Source organism: Bartonella sp. AP1QHHD (genome assembly GCF_042196265.1).
GTDB lineage: Bacteria > Pseudomonadota > Alphaproteobacteria > Rhizobiales > Rhizobiaceae > Bartonella.
The window spans coordinates 106,692-123,102 of record NZ_JBHIPW010000016.1 but is presented as its reverse complement, the minus strand read 5'-3'; the positions used below and the strand labels follow the sequence as shown (position 1 = coordinate 123,102).

General features: G+C 39.5%; 13 protein-coding genes and 2 pseudogenes. 1 reads left to right on the top strand and 14 read right to left on the bottom strand.

Annotated elements, in window-relative coordinates; genetic code table 11:
* The 3 genes and pseudogenes from ACFIME_RS02595 to ACFIME_RS02585 all read right to left on the bottom strand — a co-directional run.
* Nucleotides 1–240 (bottom strand): annotated as a pseudogene (locus tag ACFIME_RS02595) (tol-pal system protein); the annotation flags it as partial.
* 52 nt (nucleotides 241–292) lie between these two features.
* On the bottom strand, nucleotides 293–814 hold the full coding sequence (gene pal, locus ACFIME_RS02590) for a peptidoglycan-associated lipoprotein Pal (protein WP_375633417.1): 522 nt from the start codon (nucleotides 812–814) through the stop codon (nucleotides 293–295).
* A gap of 203 nt (nucleotides 815–1,017) precedes the next feature.
* Nucleotides 1,018–1,713, bottom strand: coding sequence for a DUF1013 domain-containing protein (locus tag ACFIME_RS02585; RefSeq protein WP_375634428.1), 696 nt, complete (start codon nucleotides 1,711–1,713; stop codon nucleotides 1,018–1,020).
* Nucleotides 1,714–2,081: 368 nt separating this feature from the next.
* Here ACFIME_RS02585 and ACFIME_RS02580 point away from each other — a divergent pair, with 368 nt between their 5' ends.
* Complete coding sequence (locus ACFIME_RS02580) at nucleotides 2,082–2,828, top strand: YebC/PmpR family DNA-binding transcriptional regulator (protein ID WP_254492472.1); 747 nt, start codon at nucleotides 2,082–2,084, stop codon at nucleotides 2,826–2,828.
* Between the two features lie 1,065 nt (nucleotides 2,829–3,893).
* Here ACFIME_RS02580 and tolB read toward each other — a convergent pair.
* The 11 genes and pseudogenes from tolB to ACFIME_RS02525 form a co-directional block, all read right to left on the bottom strand.
* Nucleotides 3,894–5,219 (bottom strand): Tol-Pal system beta propeller repeat protein TolB, encoded by a 1,326-nt coding sequence (tolB, locus tag ACFIME_RS02575; RefSeq protein ID WP_375655037.1) that lies wholly within the window; start codon nucleotides 5,217–5,219, stop codon nucleotides 3,894–3,896.
* A gap of 38 nt (nucleotides 5,220–5,257) precedes the next feature.
* Nucleotides 5,258–6,682 (bottom strand): cell envelope biogenesis protein TolA, encoded by a 1,425-nt coding sequence (locus tag ACFIME_RS02570; protein ID WP_375684431.1) that lies wholly within the window; start codon nucleotides 6,680–6,682, stop codon nucleotides 5,258–5,260.
* A gap of 107 nt (nucleotides 6,683–6,789) precedes the next feature.
* Nucleotides 6,790–7,245 (bottom strand): protein TolR, encoded by a 456-nt coding sequence (gene tolR, locus ACFIME_RS02565; protein WP_273790463.1) that lies wholly within the window; start codon nucleotides 7,243–7,245, stop codon nucleotides 6,790–6,792.
* A 15-nt stretch (nucleotides 7,246–7,260) separates the two neighbouring features.
* Nucleotides 7,261–7,974, bottom strand: coding sequence for a protein TolQ (gene tolQ, locus ACFIME_RS02560; protein ID WP_375617873.1), 714 nt, complete (start codon nucleotides 7,972–7,974; stop codon nucleotides 7,261–7,263).
* A gap of 1,753 nt (nucleotides 7,975–9,727) precedes the next feature.
* The gene (gene ybgC, locus ACFIME_RS02555) at nucleotides 9,728–10,168 is read right to left on the bottom strand and encodes a tol-pal system-associated acyl-CoA thioesterase (RefSeq protein WP_375611759.1); all 441 of its coding nucleotides are present in this window, start codon (nucleotides 10,166–10,168) and stop codon (nucleotides 9,728–9,730) included.
* Nucleotides 10,169–10,385: 217 nt separating this feature from the next.
* Nucleotides 10,386–11,480, bottom strand: coding sequence for a Holliday junction branch migration DNA helicase RuvB (gene ruvB, locus ACFIME_RS02550; RefSeq protein ID WP_375642892.1), 1,095 nt, complete (start codon nucleotides 11,478–11,480; stop codon nucleotides 10,386–10,388).
* Between the two features lie 13 nt (nucleotides 11,481–11,493).
* Nucleotides 11,494–12,108, bottom strand: a complete 615-nt coding sequence (ruvA, locus tag ACFIME_RS02545; RefSeq protein WP_375636471.1) for a Holliday junction branch migration protein RuvA — start codon at nucleotides 12,106–12,108, stop codon at nucleotides 11,494–11,496.
* Nucleotides 12,109–12,121: 13 nt separating this feature from the next.
* On the bottom strand, nucleotides 12,122–12,637 hold the full coding sequence (gene ruvC / locus ACFIME_RS02540; protein ID WP_375633424.1) for a crossover junction endodeoxyribonuclease RuvC: 516 nt from the start codon (nucleotides 12,635–12,637) through the stop codon (nucleotides 12,122–12,124).
* A gap of 1,305 nt (nucleotides 12,638–13,942) precedes the next feature.
* Nucleotides 13,943–14,194: pseudogene (locus tag ACFIME_RS02535) on the bottom strand (DUF1465 family protein); the annotation flags it as partial.
* Nucleotides 14,195–14,206: 12 nt separating this feature from the next.
* The gene (locus ACFIME_RS02530; RefSeq protein ID WP_375662506.1) at nucleotides 14,207–14,725 is read right to left on the bottom strand and encodes a DUF1465 family protein; all 519 of its coding nucleotides are present in this window, start codon (nucleotides 14,723–14,725) and stop codon (nucleotides 14,207–14,209) included.
* Nucleotides 14,726–14,906: 181 nt separating this feature from the next.
* Nucleotides 14,907–16,049 carry an OpgC family protein gene (locus ACFIME_RS02525; RefSeq protein WP_375684430.1) on the bottom strand — a complete coding sequence of 381 codons (1,143 nt, stop codon included), beginning with the start codon at nucleotides 16,047–16,049 and terminating at the stop codon, nucleotides 14,907–14,909.
* Between the last annotated feature and the right edge of the window lie 362 nt (nucleotides 16,050–16,411).

Sequence of the window (16,411 nt, the reverse complement as noted above, 5' to 3'; positions counted from 1 at the left end):
AGCATCGACAGCCTTATTAACAGCGTCAGTGGCTTTTTCCGCTGCATCAGATGCTGCTTTATCGGCTGCATCAGGTACTTTCTTCACGTCATCAGTTGCCTTATCAACTGCATCAACTTTATCCGTATCATGTGCAGGATATTCGGAAGCCTTTCGTGCCGCACTTTGAACAAGTGAAGTAGAACAAGCTATGAAAACCCCCATATAAAAGAGTGTTTTCCAATTGATTTTACGATACATTCTTTTTTCCCCTTAAGAGCTTATTGAATAGTTGAAACAAACAATCTTCTTTTTAATGACTATTCATGTCACTCAACGTTGTCACAGCACGTCGATTTTGATTCCAACAGGAAATATCATCACATACTGCTACAGGTCTTTCTTTTCCGTAAGAAATTGTTTGAATCCGTTGTGCGGACACACCAAGAGACACCAAATAGTTTCGCACAGCAACAGCACGGCGCTGTCCAAGTGCCAAGTTATATTCACGTGTTCCCCTCTCATCAGCATGACCTTCGATCATAATAGAATAATAAGGATAATGAAGCAACCATTCTGCTTGGCGCATTAAAATACGTTCAGCATCAGCATCAAGTGAAGAAGAATCGAGACTAAAAAACACGCGATCACCCACATTAACCGTAAATTCTTGTCCTGAGCCTGGTGACACCTGATTCAAACCAGCATCATTCATATAAGCGCCATTCATACCGTTAAGTGCACCAACATTTTTTTTGCCACACCCACCCAGGCATAGTGAGAAAAGAAAGAGGATAGCTAAGGAATGAGAGATGGTTTTTTTGGTAGAGCGCATAATCCGTTTCTCCTTGAATTTCGTAAAGAAGGGTCAATTCTTAAAAATATTTTTAAGAATAACCGTTAATTCCTAATGAAGACGAAATTTTTTCTGTTTTTTTCGTCCTTATTTTTACTTTTAAGTCTCTGCCAATTTTTCTTCTCTTCAGCCATTCCTCTAACATTTCCATAAGAAATGTTTCCCTTATGCGTCATGGCTTTTTATGCATCATCTTGATTTTGACTATTTTTTTGCAGCGCGTTCAGCTTTGCAAAAACTTTATCAGCGTCAAAAGTCTTATGCAGATTGTCTTCACTCTCATTTTCCTCTAGAGCAGCGTTTTCCGTCACAGAAGCGGGAAGCAACGACCTATCTTCTTCTGCTGCAACAGGACGATTTTTCGCCGCACGCTGGAGCTCAAAATCTAAATCGATTTGCGAACACAAACCAAGTCCTACAGGATCAAGAGGAACCAAATTTGCACTATTCCAATGGGTTCTAAGGCGGATTTGTTCAATTGTCGCTTTTGTTGTCCCAATCAACCGTGCAATTTGTGCATCTTTCAACTCGGGATGGTTTGTAACCAACCATAGGATACCATTGGGACGATCTTGGCGTCGAGAAAGAGGGATATAGCGCGCCCCTTTACGTTTTTTTTCAGGAATATGCACCCTAGATTGAGAAATTTTCAATCGTGCGTTTTGATCAGCCTCCACCCGTGCAATTTCACTGCGCGTCAATTGCCCAGAACTAATCGGATCTAAACCTTTAATACCATAAGCCGCATCACCATCGGCAATAGCTTTTACTTCCAAGACATGCAATTTACAAAATTCTGCAATCTGATCAAAAGAAAGAGCTGTATTATCAACCAACCAAACAGCTGTTGCTTTGGGCATCAAAAGTTGCGTTGCCATTTTTATAAATCCTCTTCTGCGCCTCTTCTATGAGGCAGGTTACCGCCCACTCAAGAGCACTGGAACTTTTTTATATGTTTAGGTCTCTCCAACCACTCCTAAAACAAAGCGCGGCATGGAATAAACCATTTTGCTATGAGATTACATTCTGTTATAGCGTTATTTTTGCTTAACGACAAGAGATCTCTCTTGTAATGATCCTCAACTAAGGTGTCTTTACCTTTAAGATGAATTTTCTTATAAAGGGTTTATTCGATTATTTCACCTCATGCTGTGGCACATTTATTCTGGTGGGATGCATGCTTTATCGCCTTAAATTCTAAAGAGTATCCAACTGGCAAAAAAGCCCTCAAATAGGAAGGAAAACTATGGCAGGCCATTCACAATTTAAAAATATTATGCACCGTAAAGGGCGTCAAGATGCAATGCGCTCGAAAATATTTTCTAAGCTTGCGCGCGAAATTACCGTAGCAGCAAAACAAGGTGCTCCTGATCCAGCCATGAATCCACGTTTAAGGCTGGCTGTTCAAAATGCCAAAGCACAATCGATGCCGAAAGATAATATTGAACGCGCGATTAAAAAAGCGTCAGGCGCCGATGTAGAAAATTATGATGAAGTACGCTATGAGGGCTATGGACCAGGCGGCGTTGCCGTCATTGTTGAAGCGTTAACTGATAACCGCAACCGCACCGCTTCAAATGTGCGCGCCGCCTTCACAAAATCAGGAGGAGCCTTAGGGGAAACAGGATCGGTCAGTTTCATGTTTAATCGGATTGGTGAAATAATCTATAAGCCAGAAGCAGGAACAGCCGATAACATCATGGATGCAGCAATTGAAGCCGGTGCCGAAGATGTGCAATCAGAAGAAACCGGACATCATATTACCTGCGCATTTGAAGATATTGGTGAAGTTTCCAAAACACTTGAAGCAAAACTTGGTGAAGCAGAATCGATTAAAACGATTTGGAAAGCCACCACCCTTGCACCAATAGATGAAGAAAAAGCTTTGTCCGTTTTACGACTAATTTCAACATTAGAAGAAGATGATGATGTGCAAAATGTTTATGCAAATTTTGATGTCAGTGATGAGATTTTGGCAAAATTGTCTGTATAATTCCCATCATTTGCATAAGCCCTCTCTTCATTCATGAGGGCTTCAAAAGCATCTGTCACCCCTCCTCTTTATCCGCACATATAAAAGCCCCGCATCAATCGCGGGGTAAGCCATTGATGCAACAAAAAACCACAATCAATCGCAGAAAACATAATCCCAAAAAGAAAGCATACAAAACTCTGTAGCCTTACGCCTTTCTTACATGCCCCAAAGATTATCCCTATATTCCTCTCTATTTGATCTTTTTGTTCTTTAAGATTAACCTCCTCTCCCCACCCTCAAGTAATGAAATGATCTAGCCTCTAAACAATTGGGGTTTTCTTGACGTATTCCTATGACGAATCACTCATGAAATTCACTTGAAACTTAAGGCTCAACAAACATGCATTCCCCTAAATATTCGCTACGCACTTAAAAAACACTTAGAATATATCAAGGAGGTTTATACGCCCTATATCCCCACACCTCAAAGGGCAGTGTTTTTACAACATCACAGAATAAAAATAAGCAAATGGAAAGCCAGAGCTGATTTTTTAGCAAAGTATTGTACAAAAAGCCGGTACATCTCTCTAATCCGTTGCAGATAAATTTTTGACTTTATGGCATTAACTTTATGGCATCGTATATTTCTAAAATAACGTCATTTATCTTAAAAATCTGTCCTTTTGCTCTTACCGATCAATCAATATTCAGACCTAAAACAACCGCGTACTTGAATAAAACACATCAGAGAGCAACAGCCCCCCCTGACAAGAGTCCGGACTCTTCACAAACAAAATCGAAGAGGAAGTTTAAAAAAATATAGCGACACTTTGAATAAAAAGTTGAACTCTAGAGACCTCAGAATTTTCGACTCTATTTTTCAAGGTCTTATTTTGAATTTTTTTAAGCATTTTCCCCAAGGAAATTCCATTATCGATCAACAACCATAGATGATAGATGAAATCTACATAACTCCCCATGCCCATTATAATCAATTCCTTCTTTTAAATAATTTAAAAACTATTGAGATTGTGTAAACTTGAGACTGTATTCCTTCTATATTCTGTTTTTAAGCATTTTGTTTTACTGTACATTGAGCAAAGGCGACCATGCTGGATCTGAAGCATCATTGGGGGTAGGGAGTTGTCGTTCATTGCGTCCCGTAATATCAATCGTATAAATTTTTGGTCCCATACCGGGATTTTTGCGAAAGAACATCAGTACACGACCATTGGGGGCCCACGTTGGTCCTTCATTGTGAAACCCTGTGGTTAAAATTCGTTCTCCTTGTCCATCAGGGCGCATAACACCGATAGAAAATTGTCCGCTTAATTGTTTTGTAAAGGCGATATAGTCACCCCGTGGAGACCAAATAGGTGTTGAATAACTCCCATCGTTTGAAGAAATACGTTGAATATCACTCCCATCCGCATTCATTTTATAGATTTGCGGCTTTCCACTACGATCTGAAGAAAAGACAATTTGTTTTCCATCCGGTGAATAAGAAGCAGAAGTATCAATAGCAGAAGTTGTTGTAAGTCGCGTCATCGTACGGGTTCGTAAATCCATAGTGTAAAGATTGGCACTCCCATCATTTTGTAACAAACTCATGATAACTTTTTGTCCATCAGAAGAAAAACGTGGAGCAATTGTCATGTTATTAAACGTTCCGATCAACTCTCTTTGCCCCATTTCAATTTGTTGGAGATAAACATGAGGTACTTGATTGTCCTCATAAGCCATATAGGTCATTTCTTGTCTTTTTGGGGAAAAACGCGGTGTAAGCACCAATTCACTTCCATCAGACATATAAATCAAATTTGCGCCATCTTGATCCATCATTGCTAAGCGTTTAATGCGTGCATTTTGGGGGCCTGTTTCATCGATAAAAACAATTCGTGTATCAAAATAACCACTTTCTCCTGTCATTTCACTATAGATCTCATCTGCGATCATATGTGCCACACGCCGCCAACGTTCTGTCGCGGTATAAAAACGCCGTCCTTTCAATTGTCTTTGTCCAAACACATCCCATAAACGAAAATCGACCCTCAAACGTCCATCGATTTCTCTCATGACTTGCCCAGTAACTAAACCTTGTGCTTTTATTTTCTGCCAAGAAGCAAAATGCGGTTGTTTATTAGGATTAGAAATGTTTTCAAAAAAATTTGCTTTATCAAGCGGTAAAAAAAGCCCCGACCGTTCAAGATCGGCTGTCACCACAGCAGATATTTTTAACCCAATCGAATCATTGGAAATAAAGTCTGTAATTGCAATGGGAATGGGATTAAAATCAGCGCTCGAAATAGTTCCTTTCAATTGCGCATAACCCGATGAAATATTTGAAAGCCACAACCCACAAGTGACAATAAACCAAGCAAAAACTTTATGTCTCGTTATAGTCATCATGGAATGTGTCCTTTCGTTAAGCGCTTTTTTCTCGTTTATCATCTTATTTCTTGGAGGGGATCAACATTAAAGTCAAAACCTTGCCCCCATAGATCATATTGATCACGTGGGAGATCTGCATAAGGTTGGCATGAAAAGACAGCAGCATACACCTGCCTTATCATAATAGCTTGTTGACTCTCAAGGCCGCTTACGGGATCAATGATAGGGTCGCCCACAACCATCCCTTCACGGTCTAAGTAAAATCGCAACCGCACGACCGGACGATTTTTTAAATCGCCGCCAAGCGCCACAAGTTTAAGCTTCTGTTGAATACATCCCCCCGCAATATTGACCAATGTTTGTGCCATTTTTGTGGTATCATTAATATTTTTTCTTGCACCCAAAGCTTCTGGTATATGAGAACGTTTTGCTCCCCCTCCTTGTGACCGCGCACGATTGAGCAAATTATTTTCCTCCAGAGCTAAAATATCTTCAATGGTCTGTTTCTCTTGGTTTTTCTTGTTAAGCTTTGGCGTCTTTTGATTCAGTGCAGCCTCATTCTTCTTTGGAAATTCTCCGTCAAACTTTGGTTTAAACTGTGGAAGAAGAGATTTTTCTGGAAGTACAATTTTGGGCGCTTGATGAACAATCTGCTCTGCTGGTACTTTTGGGACCGTTGGAGCCAATTCTTTTGGCGATATCATTTCTTCATTTTTGTGCGCAGGCTTGAGCGCAACCTTAGAGGCATCCTCCGGTGCCTCTAAAGGCATCTCAGGCGCAACCTTGGGTGCATCCTCCGGTGCCTCCAAAGGCATCTCAGGTGCAACCTTGGGTGCATCCTCCGGTGGTGCCTCCAAAGGCATCTCAGGCACAACCTTGGGCGCATCCTCCGGTGCCTCCAAAGGCATCTCAGGCGCAACCTTAGGCGCATCCTCCGGTGGTGCCTCCAAAGGCATCTCAGGTGCAACCTTGGGCGCATCCTCTGGTGCCTCCAAAGGCATCTCAGGCACAACCTTGGGTGCATCCTCCGGTGCCTCCAAAGGCATCTCAGGTGCAACCTTGGGTGCATCCTCTGTTTTTGCTTCTAATAATTCTGGTTTTGTAAGTTCGGGTGCAAATGTTTCTGATGTGTTCTCGCTTGATGGTGGCGATGCTGTTTCAACGGGACGCAGCTTTTCCTTTGGTTGAAACGGTGCCAGACTATCTATTTGTCCCTCTCCAATATGGCGTGCATCTTCTTTCTCTTGTGGTTGCATAGTTGGTTTTATGGCAGGGATTGCACGGATAGGAGCCTTCACGGCTCCTTGTTGAGAAGAAAACTCGCCCACTAAAGGAGCAAGAGTGATGGGAATTGCTTCCAATGGTTGTGGTAAAGAGACAGAGCTTGTAAACTGAATAGCTCCCCAACTGAGAAAAATGACATGGACCACAAGGGATAAAGCCAAGCCTCGTTTCATACTATGATAAGAGTCTTTGTTCATTCTTTATGCCTTACTTATGCCTTACATTTTTTCATTTTTAATCACTCTATGCTCTTTTAAAAACATCTTAAAAACAACCGGTTATGCACAATTTTATTACTTATTATTTATTGTGCTAAACTTGCTAACGCAACTTGAGAAAACCCCGCTTTTTGAATATCCGCCAGCAGTTTTAATACTTGTTGATATTCAACAGTTTTGGCAACCCGCACAAAAACCCGTTGATCTTTTTGTGTAGCATCTGCTTCCAGAAGAGTTTTCAGGTGTGCAATCAGTGCCTGTGACGTTTCATAATAATCTTGATTAATGGCAAAGCGCCCTTGCGCGTCAAGTGAAACCGTAAGGGGTGTTTTTTGAGCTCGTACGGGACCCGCTTGACTACGAGGCAAATCTAGAGGAACACCGTTCACTAAAAGGGGAGCAGAGACCATAAAAATAATCAACAAGACCAGCATGACATCCACAAAAGGAGTGACATTGATCTCACTCATCAGTTGGCTTCGTGAATGATGCCGCCTACGTGTATTTTTGCGAGAAGAAGAAGAAGCAACAGAAACGCCCATGGGATAAGATCCTTTTTATAAAGAGGAAGGTGCTGTGCGTGTTTCATCAATACGCCGCGATACAATTGTTGAAAATTCATCGGCAAAATTTTCTATTTGTGCAATGATGCGCGCACTTTCATGAGTCAACTTGTTATAAGCAATAACAGCTGGAATTGCTGCAAACAAACCAATAGCGGTTGCCAAAAGCGCTTCTGCAATCCCTGGCGCGACAATGGCAAGTGATGTATTTTGAGAAGCTGAAATAGAAAGAAAAGACTCCATAATACCAATAACTGTTCCAAAAAGTCCGATAAAAGGTCCCGCAGATCCCAGTGTCGCAAGAAAACTTAATTTTGATTCTATTTTTTCACTTTCACGTCCCAGCGTCAAATCCATAGCCTTATCAATTCTGCTCTGCAAACTTTTCGATGTATGGGTCCCTTTTTCAAGAGATTTTTTCCATTCAACCATTGCTGCTATAAAAACTGCGGATATACTATTGGTACGTTGACTTTTGCATGATGCATAAAGATCTTCTAGCGCTTTGCCAGACCAAAATGTGCGTTCAAACTGCTTTATTTCACGCCGTATTCTCCGATACGTAAAAATTTTATCAAAAATAATTGCCCAACTCCAGATAGAAGCGAGCAGCAACCCAATCATAACACCTTTCACGATCCAACTCGCTTGCATAAACAAATGCAACATTCCAATTGTTTCTGGATTCGTTAGTTCTACATGCGGCATAATTTTTGTCCCTCTAAATGAAAGATGCATTTTTTTTAATTTTATAAAACAGATTATTTTATAGTTTCTAAATTTAAGTAAAGACTCTAGTTTCACATAAATCCATGCGCTAAAACAAGACTTGTTTCTTAAATTTCCTTAAAAAGTGATGACGAGAGACATCCCTCAATGCACGCCCCCCTCATTTCACAACAGCATTTATGAAAAATATAACGATAAGGACTTATCCATAAATACTATAAAAATAAAAGATATAAAAATGCATAATATTAAATCTATTATGCACCACCATCTTTACGTTTATAAAAAGAACGCTAAATCATCATACGCGTTTCTAGCTTAAAATGCTGCAATAAGTCTTAGCACTTGAAAAGATTCGTAAGAGGTATTTTATTCCTTTCTTAAGTGTTTTTGTATCCACTCACCAACTCCGCTTGTGACATGTAAGAAAATGTTTTTGATTAATTCGCGGCAATAGAGCTTGAAAAGAAAAAGTTTTACAAGTTTCAGAATTATCTGAAAGTGACAACGCAATGAATTATCATTGTAAATAAATATGTTATCATCATAAAAGATGACGCTTTGCCTCAGGCTATTATTTCTCTCATTTTCCATCGAATTGAATACGGGGTACACCATCGGGCACAAAAAACGACAATAAACCACCATAAAATGCCTCACAACAATGTGCCTCACCCATACACCCCTATTATAAGTCCTATATAATCTAGTGTAAGTCTCATGTAATCTCATTGTGTTGTGAATTTACCCCTTTCAATCCCTATCATCTCTCTGGCATCATGGTGTAACGTACAAGCTTCTGTGATATGAAAAAAGCCTTTTCACATCTTTACTTTATGAAAACCGGCTTCTTCGCTCTCTTTGCTCACTTGCGATATTTGATCGTTATTGCATTGAGAATGATCCATAAGGAACATTTTTACAATTTTTTTCAATAATTTATATTGCTCTCTTATGATGTGTAAGCAAATGATTTTAATTGTTTCAACATGAACAGATTTGAAATGAAAGTATTTTATTCTATTCCTCTATTAGGGTTTGTGCCCGTAAGAAGTGATAATTTATCTTTCTAAGTCAATATATTATATAGAATAATATGCTTTTGAAACTTTAAATGCAAGAATGCATTTCTGCTTTGCATACATTGATCTCTCACTCATTCACTACGTTTAGAAGCGCACATAAATCGCGCATTATAGCACATAAAGTCATGCATGATGGATAGAAATGGATGAAACACGCGCTTTTGTGATGCCAAATGATAATCCAGTAAAAAAACAAATCAAATTGCTTAAAAACACCCTTTAGGTGTTTTGAGACAATTTTCGACCTAATAGCTTATTATCACTTTATTGCAATATTGTGCTGAGTATGTGCATTTTTATAAAAATAAATCTTAATCCATTTTTATTTTTTTATATTTTGTACTTTTTCGCTGCTTTCTGATGCCAACAAACCTTTCTTCAAAAGAAAGAAAATATCTTGAGTTTATAGCAGAAAATGGATGAGGCGACATTGATTTTGAATCATAACATGGATGAGGTATGTTTAATTTTGTGGGATATCATCTTCAATTTATTGTAGTTATTGTAGCAGAGGTGCTTTCTTTTGCTGTATCGTGTAACCTTATTGGAAAACATTTAGGCTATGATAAATATGTATAATCTTAGATTGTAGATTACTTTATATCTGCTGATCTTTCCTGAAACTGCTAATTCAATGAAGAACACTTTTAACCAAGCATTTTTGCAAAAAGTTCTTTGGGTAAACGTCGCGGTTTTGCCTCCTCATTAATCAGAGCAATTTCAACTTTGGCTGTTACCAACGTGGTCATCTCATGCAAAATAGATTGCTCCATAAAAAAGCGGGCCCCTTGGATATGAGTAACACGTGTTTTAACGACTAAAAGATGATCAATTTTAGCTGGTCTTGAAAAATTAATTTCCATATGACGAACAACAAAAAACAGTTTTTCCCCCTCACCCCCTGCTGCTAACATCTTATTATTAAAACCGGTATCCCGTAAAAACTCTGAACGTCCTCGTTCAAAAAACTCAAGATAACGCGCATGATAAACTACACCGGAAAAATCTGTATCCGCAACATAAACGCGGACCTGAAAATTATGAAAAGCGTTTGTATGATTGCTCTTAAAAGGTGTTATTTCTGTCATCGACTTCATATCCCATAAAATCATCTAATATAGCAAATTATCTATCAATCAAAAGATTGAACACATTTTTGTGTTGAAGTTGTGAAAAGCAAAAGCAAAAAATCTTTAATAGTGCCAAACCTTTTTAGCCAGAATATGCTAAAAGAAGGCACGTCTCTTGTATTTTATGAACTTGCTATAAAATATTCACATAGTTTCTTTTAATAAAGAGAATGTCTTAGTCATCTTCCCCATCCCATAAAGATGTCTGAAGTGATGAATTCTCTTGAGCATCAGAAAGTTGAGAACGCCTTTGTATAGACGTTGTAGAGGCTGGAGCAGAAAGCCCTAAATGGCTCCAAGCCTTTTCAGTTAGAATACGTCCACGAGCAGTTCTTTGAATAAACCCTTGTTGGAGCAAATACGGTTCAACAATATCTTCAATGGCATCGCGTGGTTCTGATAAAGCAGCAGCAATTGTTTCAATCCCCACCGGTCCCCCTAAAAAAGTTTCCGCAATCAGGAGCAAGTAGCGACGATCAAGCGGATCAAGACCAAGATAATCGACCTCGAGGCGCGAAAGCGCTTCATCGGCGATTTTTTGGTCAATTTGTTTTGCTTGTTTAACCAAAGCAAAATCACAAACGCGCCGTAAAAGCCGTCCGGCAATACGAGGGGTTCCCCGTGCTCGGCGTGCAATTTCATGAGCTCCATCATCACTGATCTTGACGGAAAAAAGTCGTGCATTACGCTGCACAATATATTCCAATTCTTCTATAGTATAAAAATTGAGACGAATTGGGATGCCAAAACGGTCTCTCAGCGGCGTGGTCAAAAGCCCCAAACGTGTGGTTGCCGCTACCAAAGTAAATTTAGCCAGATCAATTTTCACCGAGCGTGCGGCCGGCCCCTCCCCAATGATCAAATCAAGTTGATAATCTTCCATGGCTGGATAAAGAATTTCCTCAATCGCCGGATTTAAGCGATGAATTTCATCAATAAACAAGACATCACGTTCTTCAAGATTGGTCAAAAGAGCGGCTAAATCCCCTGCTTTAGCGATGACCGGCCCTGAAGTAGAGCGAAAATTAACGCCTAATTCTTTTGCCATAATCTGTGAAAGCGTTGTTTTTCCTAACCCCGGTGGTCCTACAAACAAAACGTGATCCAGCGCTTCTTGCCGTGTTTTTGCTGCTTCAATAAATATTTTTAAATTAGCCCGTGCCGCTTCTTGACCAATAAAGTCATCGAGAACTTGTGGCCTCAAGGAACGATCTGGATCGTTAGGAAGGGGGGCGGAACCCAGAAGGCGTTTATCTTCATCTTTATGCATTGTTACCTTGATTTTAAGTAGGAGAAGAAAGCAATTTGAGACTATGGCGGATCAGCAGGGCAGAAGAAACAGTTTCCCCCTCAAGAGCATTCATCGCAAGAGCAAGAGCACGGGATGCATGTTCCCGTTCAAACCCTAGCTTCATCAACGCGGAAAGCGCATCATGCGCAGGTTGATTGGTCATCTCACGCTGAGGCACCGAAACAGTCTTGACCACTTGTTCAAAGGGGAGTGTTTTACTTTTCAGTTCACCCACAATTCTTTCACTGACTTTTTTACCAACGCCTGGCGCTCGACTAATCATCGCAACATCATTTAAAGCAATAGCCTGTGCAAGTTCATCTGGCGATAAAGTACCCAAGATTGCCAAAGCAACCTTTGCCCCTACTCCAGGAACATTTTGTAGAAGACAAAACCACTCCTGTTCAGCTCTTGTAGCAAAACCAAAAAGGCGGATTGCATCTTCCCGAACATGCGTTTCAATAAAAAGGCTTAACGCCTCCCCAACCGAGGGTAAAGAAGGACGCAGACGATTTGACACAAAAACAACATACCCCACACCGTGAACATCAAGAAGGATATGATCATCAAAGATATGTTCAAGGGTGCCCTTTAATTTGCCAATCATGCTTTCACCCCAATCATATCGCCATCCTTGCCTGATAAGATCGGTCAACACTCTTACGATGCATACTATGACAAAGAGCAAGAGCAAGAGCATCAGCTGCATCACTGCTATCAAATTCAGCCCGTGGGAGGAGAACTTTGACCATCATATGGATTTGTTCTTTAGCCCCATGTCCAACACCAATAACCGATTTTTTCACTTTGTTGGGCGCATATTCAAAAACAGGAAGAGTTGCTTGCGCAGGAACCAGCAATGCAATTGCACGCGCTTGCCCAAGTTTTAAAGTTGCTGTAGCATCTTTGTTGACAAACACATGTTCTACAGCAGCTTCATGGGGCATAAATTGATGCACAACCTCTGAAAGACCTTTGTGGATCTGACATAGCCTGGAAGCCAGCTCACACTGTACATCAGAAGAAACCGTCCCTGCTGCAATAAACTGAAGACGATTACCCACAACATCGATAACGCCCCACCCTGTACGCCGTAATCCGGGATCAATGCCTATAATACGAATCGTCTCTGCCATAAACTACAGTCTATACACTTTTCCCCCTTGTGAATAAAGACAAGACCACAAAGAAAACAGCAACCCAAGACAAAACCAGTAAAAAGATAATCATACCCCCAAATTTATACAATTATAACACGCAACGAACAGCATCTTTATAGAACACACTTTATGAAGCATAACTGAAATCAATCAAAACCATTCACACATTACAAGCAAGCACCCTCTAAAGCATAAAAATTCCCTTTCTATATCATATCTAATGCCATAACGGTTAAACATCGCAAGCGAGCAAATAGAGAGTGCTGGATTGTACATTCATTAAGTGTAAAGAGGCTATGCAATGGATGGTACACACTTTGCGAAAACTTTTTACATTATAGCATGACGCTACCATTATAAATCAACGCATTGATTTATAATGATAATTAATTATTTTGTATGTTGCATAAGAATCCCGAATATCCTAAGATTTTCTCATTACAAATCTGTTTATATTGAATCAATCAAAACCATTCGCTTACATATGAAACGTGGGATTGCCGTATAGAGTGAAACTGTACAAGAAAGGACTAAAAATGCCTCTAATGAATTGTCTCAAGAGCCAAGGGCTGTCACAACATTGAGGACTGGCAAATATTTTGCAAGCGTAAAAATGAGAGAGGCTCAACGGATGTGAATAAGAACTGAGAAGTGTTTTTGAATATACCCATCACACCACAATGACATTACGTAAAGAGGAACATTGCATAGAGAGGGACATTGCATGGGACACAGAGAATCCCTGAGGCATTCATTATATAGCACTTTATATGGCACTTTGATTTTGGATATTTTATTTTACGCGAGGGAAATAACTTCCATTCAAAACAAAAGAAGCCCCAAAACTGCAACAATGTGTATTATCCTCATTAACACACACTTTACAGCAGCTTTATAGGCATAAATTATAGAGCATAAATAAATTAATGTACAAGCCCCTGCTCTATCTAGCGTCTAATCATTATCATAGCCAAAACAAAATCACACGATAGATCAACAGAAAGTGTTCTAGCTGCAATCAACCAAAGTCGATTTCCCACAAAGACCAACCATACCCTATTCCATGCCATAATTCGAAATCAATACCTATCCCTCTCTCAGCTATAAACTCAAGATATTTCCTACGCTCAAATAGAAATTAGGCAGAAAAAAGCACTCTAAATTGGTTTTAGTTGTGACATTTTGGTCGTAAAAAATGGGTAGATTGCTCTAAATATCGCAAGAAAGAAGCAAGGAGCTATTTTTCTCAGAACGCCCAAAAGCTGTTTTCAGTAATTCGATTTATTTTCCCACTGGATTATCATCGTTCAAAATATAGCCGCCGCTTATTGACCAAAGCGCTTAAACTACAGCAGCATCTCTAAATGAAACAAAATGCACGCTTCTAAACGTAATGAATGAGAACAAATTGACGGAAAATTTCTGGCAATTCATGCCAATGAGGGGGTTCAAGTTCCAATGTCGGTGTATGAAGTGACACTTTTACAATTGCTTTTTTATTTGTTCTGATGACATTTCCCCTTCGCGCAAAGCAAGGGAATACCTCTAAGAACGCCCAAAGGCTGTTTTGAGCAATTCGATTTGTTTTCCTACAGGGTTATCATCTTCTAGAGCACAGGAGTCCGCAGTTTCCCACCCAGCACGCATATACTGTATCCGCGCTTCTAAACGCAATGAATGAGAAACAAATTGGCGAAAAATTTCTGGCAATTCATGCCAATGAGGGGTTTCAAGTTCCAATGTCGGTGTATGAAGTGACACTTTTACAATTTCTTTTTTTATTTGTTCTGATGACATTTCCCCTTCACGCTCTGCGCGAAGAAGAAGGAGTTGAGAAGCGATTTGCATAAGTCGTGTACTTAAATACATAGCCTCTTTCGCATAGACTGCAGAAACCTCTGCCGAAAGAGAGCGTGCCACTAATTTCCCTTCTGAGTCAATATACGCTGCGGTTTTTTCAATCAGCGCCATTGTTTCTTCGTAGAGACGATTAAAAGCATTTTCAAAAGCATTATGCTCAATCATGATAATAGGTTCATCATATGGACGTTTATGTACACTCACGCTTTTATACTCCAAGTATCAGCACAAAATCATACCCCTCAACGAACAGAGTATTAAAAAGTTTCTTTTGTTGCTGTATAGAACGCGTTTTTTTTAAAACTGCTACCTCTTTTAATTTTTTTGCGCAACGCACTTTTTATACTAAGGTTAACGTGCCCAACAAACACTATAGGAATGTTTTTTATAAACGGATCATTTTCCTTGAAAAGGACCACTGCCAAGATTGCCGTTTTTCACAATAATAAGCGACTCCAAATTGCAAAGCAATACCCGTTATTATTAAGAAGGTATCGGAAAAAACCGTTTCTGTCATCACTGTTTTTATAATTTGTCCAAACATCGCAAAAATGGTTCCCGTTACAAAGACCGGTAAACTATGTTTTCCTAAAATTGCTAAAGGATGTTTTGGAGAAACATAAAACCATTTATTGATGCGTGGCAAAGAAAGAATGAGAAAGGCTAATGCAAGAACATGGAGTAAACGTGGCAAGCTTAAAAAGGTTTTATTAAAGTTCACCAACGGGGAAGACCAGCCAAGCCACCCCAAAATGCCCCACCAGTTTAAGCGAACCCATAACAGCGCCAACAAGAGATACGCTGCCGCACAAACAATCCAAAAAGACTGAAAAGCGATTGTTTTTCCTTGTTTAAGCGCTAAAGTACTGGTCAATCCTATGACGAATAAGAATTGCCAAGACAAAGGGTTTAAAAACCACTTTCCTTCTAAAGGATAAGAAGGAGGAGCAATTTTATAAAATCCGCAGATAAGATACAGCGTAAACGAACCCAAAAGCAGCCACTTTGTCTGTTTACAACTCAAATAAAGGATAAAAGGCGCAAAAAACATCAAAACGATATAAAGAGGAAGAATATTATTATATCCCAATTGATGCCCAAAGCTTAAGGTACTCAAAAATGCGATACCAGGCTCTTTAAAAAAGAGTCTCATATTGTTCATTGATAAAAGTTTTTCTGTTCGCCATAATAAAAAGGCAGCAAAAAAAAGGCTTAACGTGACAAAAGTAGTAAAAAGATATGCGCCATAGAGCTGCAGAGCTCTGTACCACAGTTTTCGGATGATAAAAGCAAAGGATTTTTGCTGTAACCGTCCATGAAAGCTTAACCCAAGAGCAATCCCTGAAAGCAAAACAAACACTTCTGCACAATCAGAAAAACCGAAATTTCTATGAGTAAAAGACTCATAGATCGTTCTGGGAATATGGTTGATGAAAATCGTCAATAAGGCTAAAGAACGAAAAACATCAATACGTGTATCACGATGAGAAGGTTGAGTATTATGCTCAAGAATACCTTGGTATTTCATCAGTGGACTCCCACACGTTGCAACCCCCTTGAAGTCCCATAAAATGGTGCTTACCCTTATTGCCAACAAGCATGAACAGGATGAAATTTTAATTTTTAAGTATCAAGTTTCATTTTAAGCGTTTATTTTTTAAAAGGCAAAAGTTTTTTAAAGGCAAAAGAACGAAAAGCATCCATACGTGTATCACAGCAAAAAGGCGACATATTATGCTTAAAAACACTTTCATTTCTCATAAGCAGGCTCCCACACACCCACAAATCCTTTAAATTACGTGAAAATGGTAGTCACTTTCATCGCAAATAAGCATAATAGAATGAAACTTTAATTTTAAGTATTATTTTTCTCTAAGAAACAGGGATTTG

Excerpts from the sequence above, each read along its gene's own strand:
- ybgC (WP_375611759.1), bottom strand. The coding sequence starts at position 10,168 with ATGACAGAAATAACACCTTTTAAGAGCAATCATACAAACGCTTTTCAT.
- tolQ (WP_375617873.1), bottom strand. The coding sequence starts at position 7,974 with ATGCCGCATGTAGAACTAACGAATCCAGAAACAATTGGAATGTTGCAT.
- ACFIME_RS02585 (WP_375634428.1), bottom strand. The coding sequence starts at position 1,713 with ATGGCAACGCAACTTTTGATGCCCAAAGCAACAGCTGTTTGGTTGGTT.
- pal (WP_375633417.1), bottom strand. The coding sequence starts at position 814 with ATGCGCTCTACCAAAAAAACCATCTCTCATTCCTTAGCTATCCTCTTT.
- ruvB (WP_375642892.1), bottom strand. The coding sequence starts at position 11,480 with ATGCATAAAGATGAAGATAAACGCCTTCTGGGTTCCGCCCCCCTTCCT.
- tolB (WP_375655037.1), bottom strand. The coding sequence starts at position 5,219 with ATGATGACTATAACGAGACATAAAGTTTTTGCTTGGTTTATTGTCACT.
- ACFIME_RS02570 (WP_375684431.1), bottom strand. The coding sequence starts at position 6,682 with ATGAACAAAGACTCTTATCATAGTATGAAACGAGGCTTGGCTTTATCC.
- ruvC (WP_375633424.1), bottom strand. The coding sequence starts at position 12,637 with ATGGCAGAGACGATTCGTATTATAGGCATTGATCCCGGATTACGGCGT.
- ACFIME_RS02580 (WP_254492472.1), top strand. The coding sequence starts at position 2,082 with ATGGCAGGCCATTCACAATTTAAAAATATTATGCACCGTAAAGGGCGT.
- ACFIME_RS02525 (WP_375684430.1), bottom strand. The coding sequence starts at position 16,049 with ATGAAATACCAAGGTATTCTTGAGCATAATACTCAACCTTCTCATCGT.
- tolR (WP_273790463.1), bottom strand. The coding sequence starts at position 7,245 with ATGGGCGTTTCTGTTGCTTCTTCTTCTTCTCGCAAAAATACACGTAGG.
- ruvA (WP_375636471.1), bottom strand. The coding sequence starts at position 12,108 with ATGATTGGCAAATTAAAGGGCACCCTTGAACATATCTTTGATGATCAT.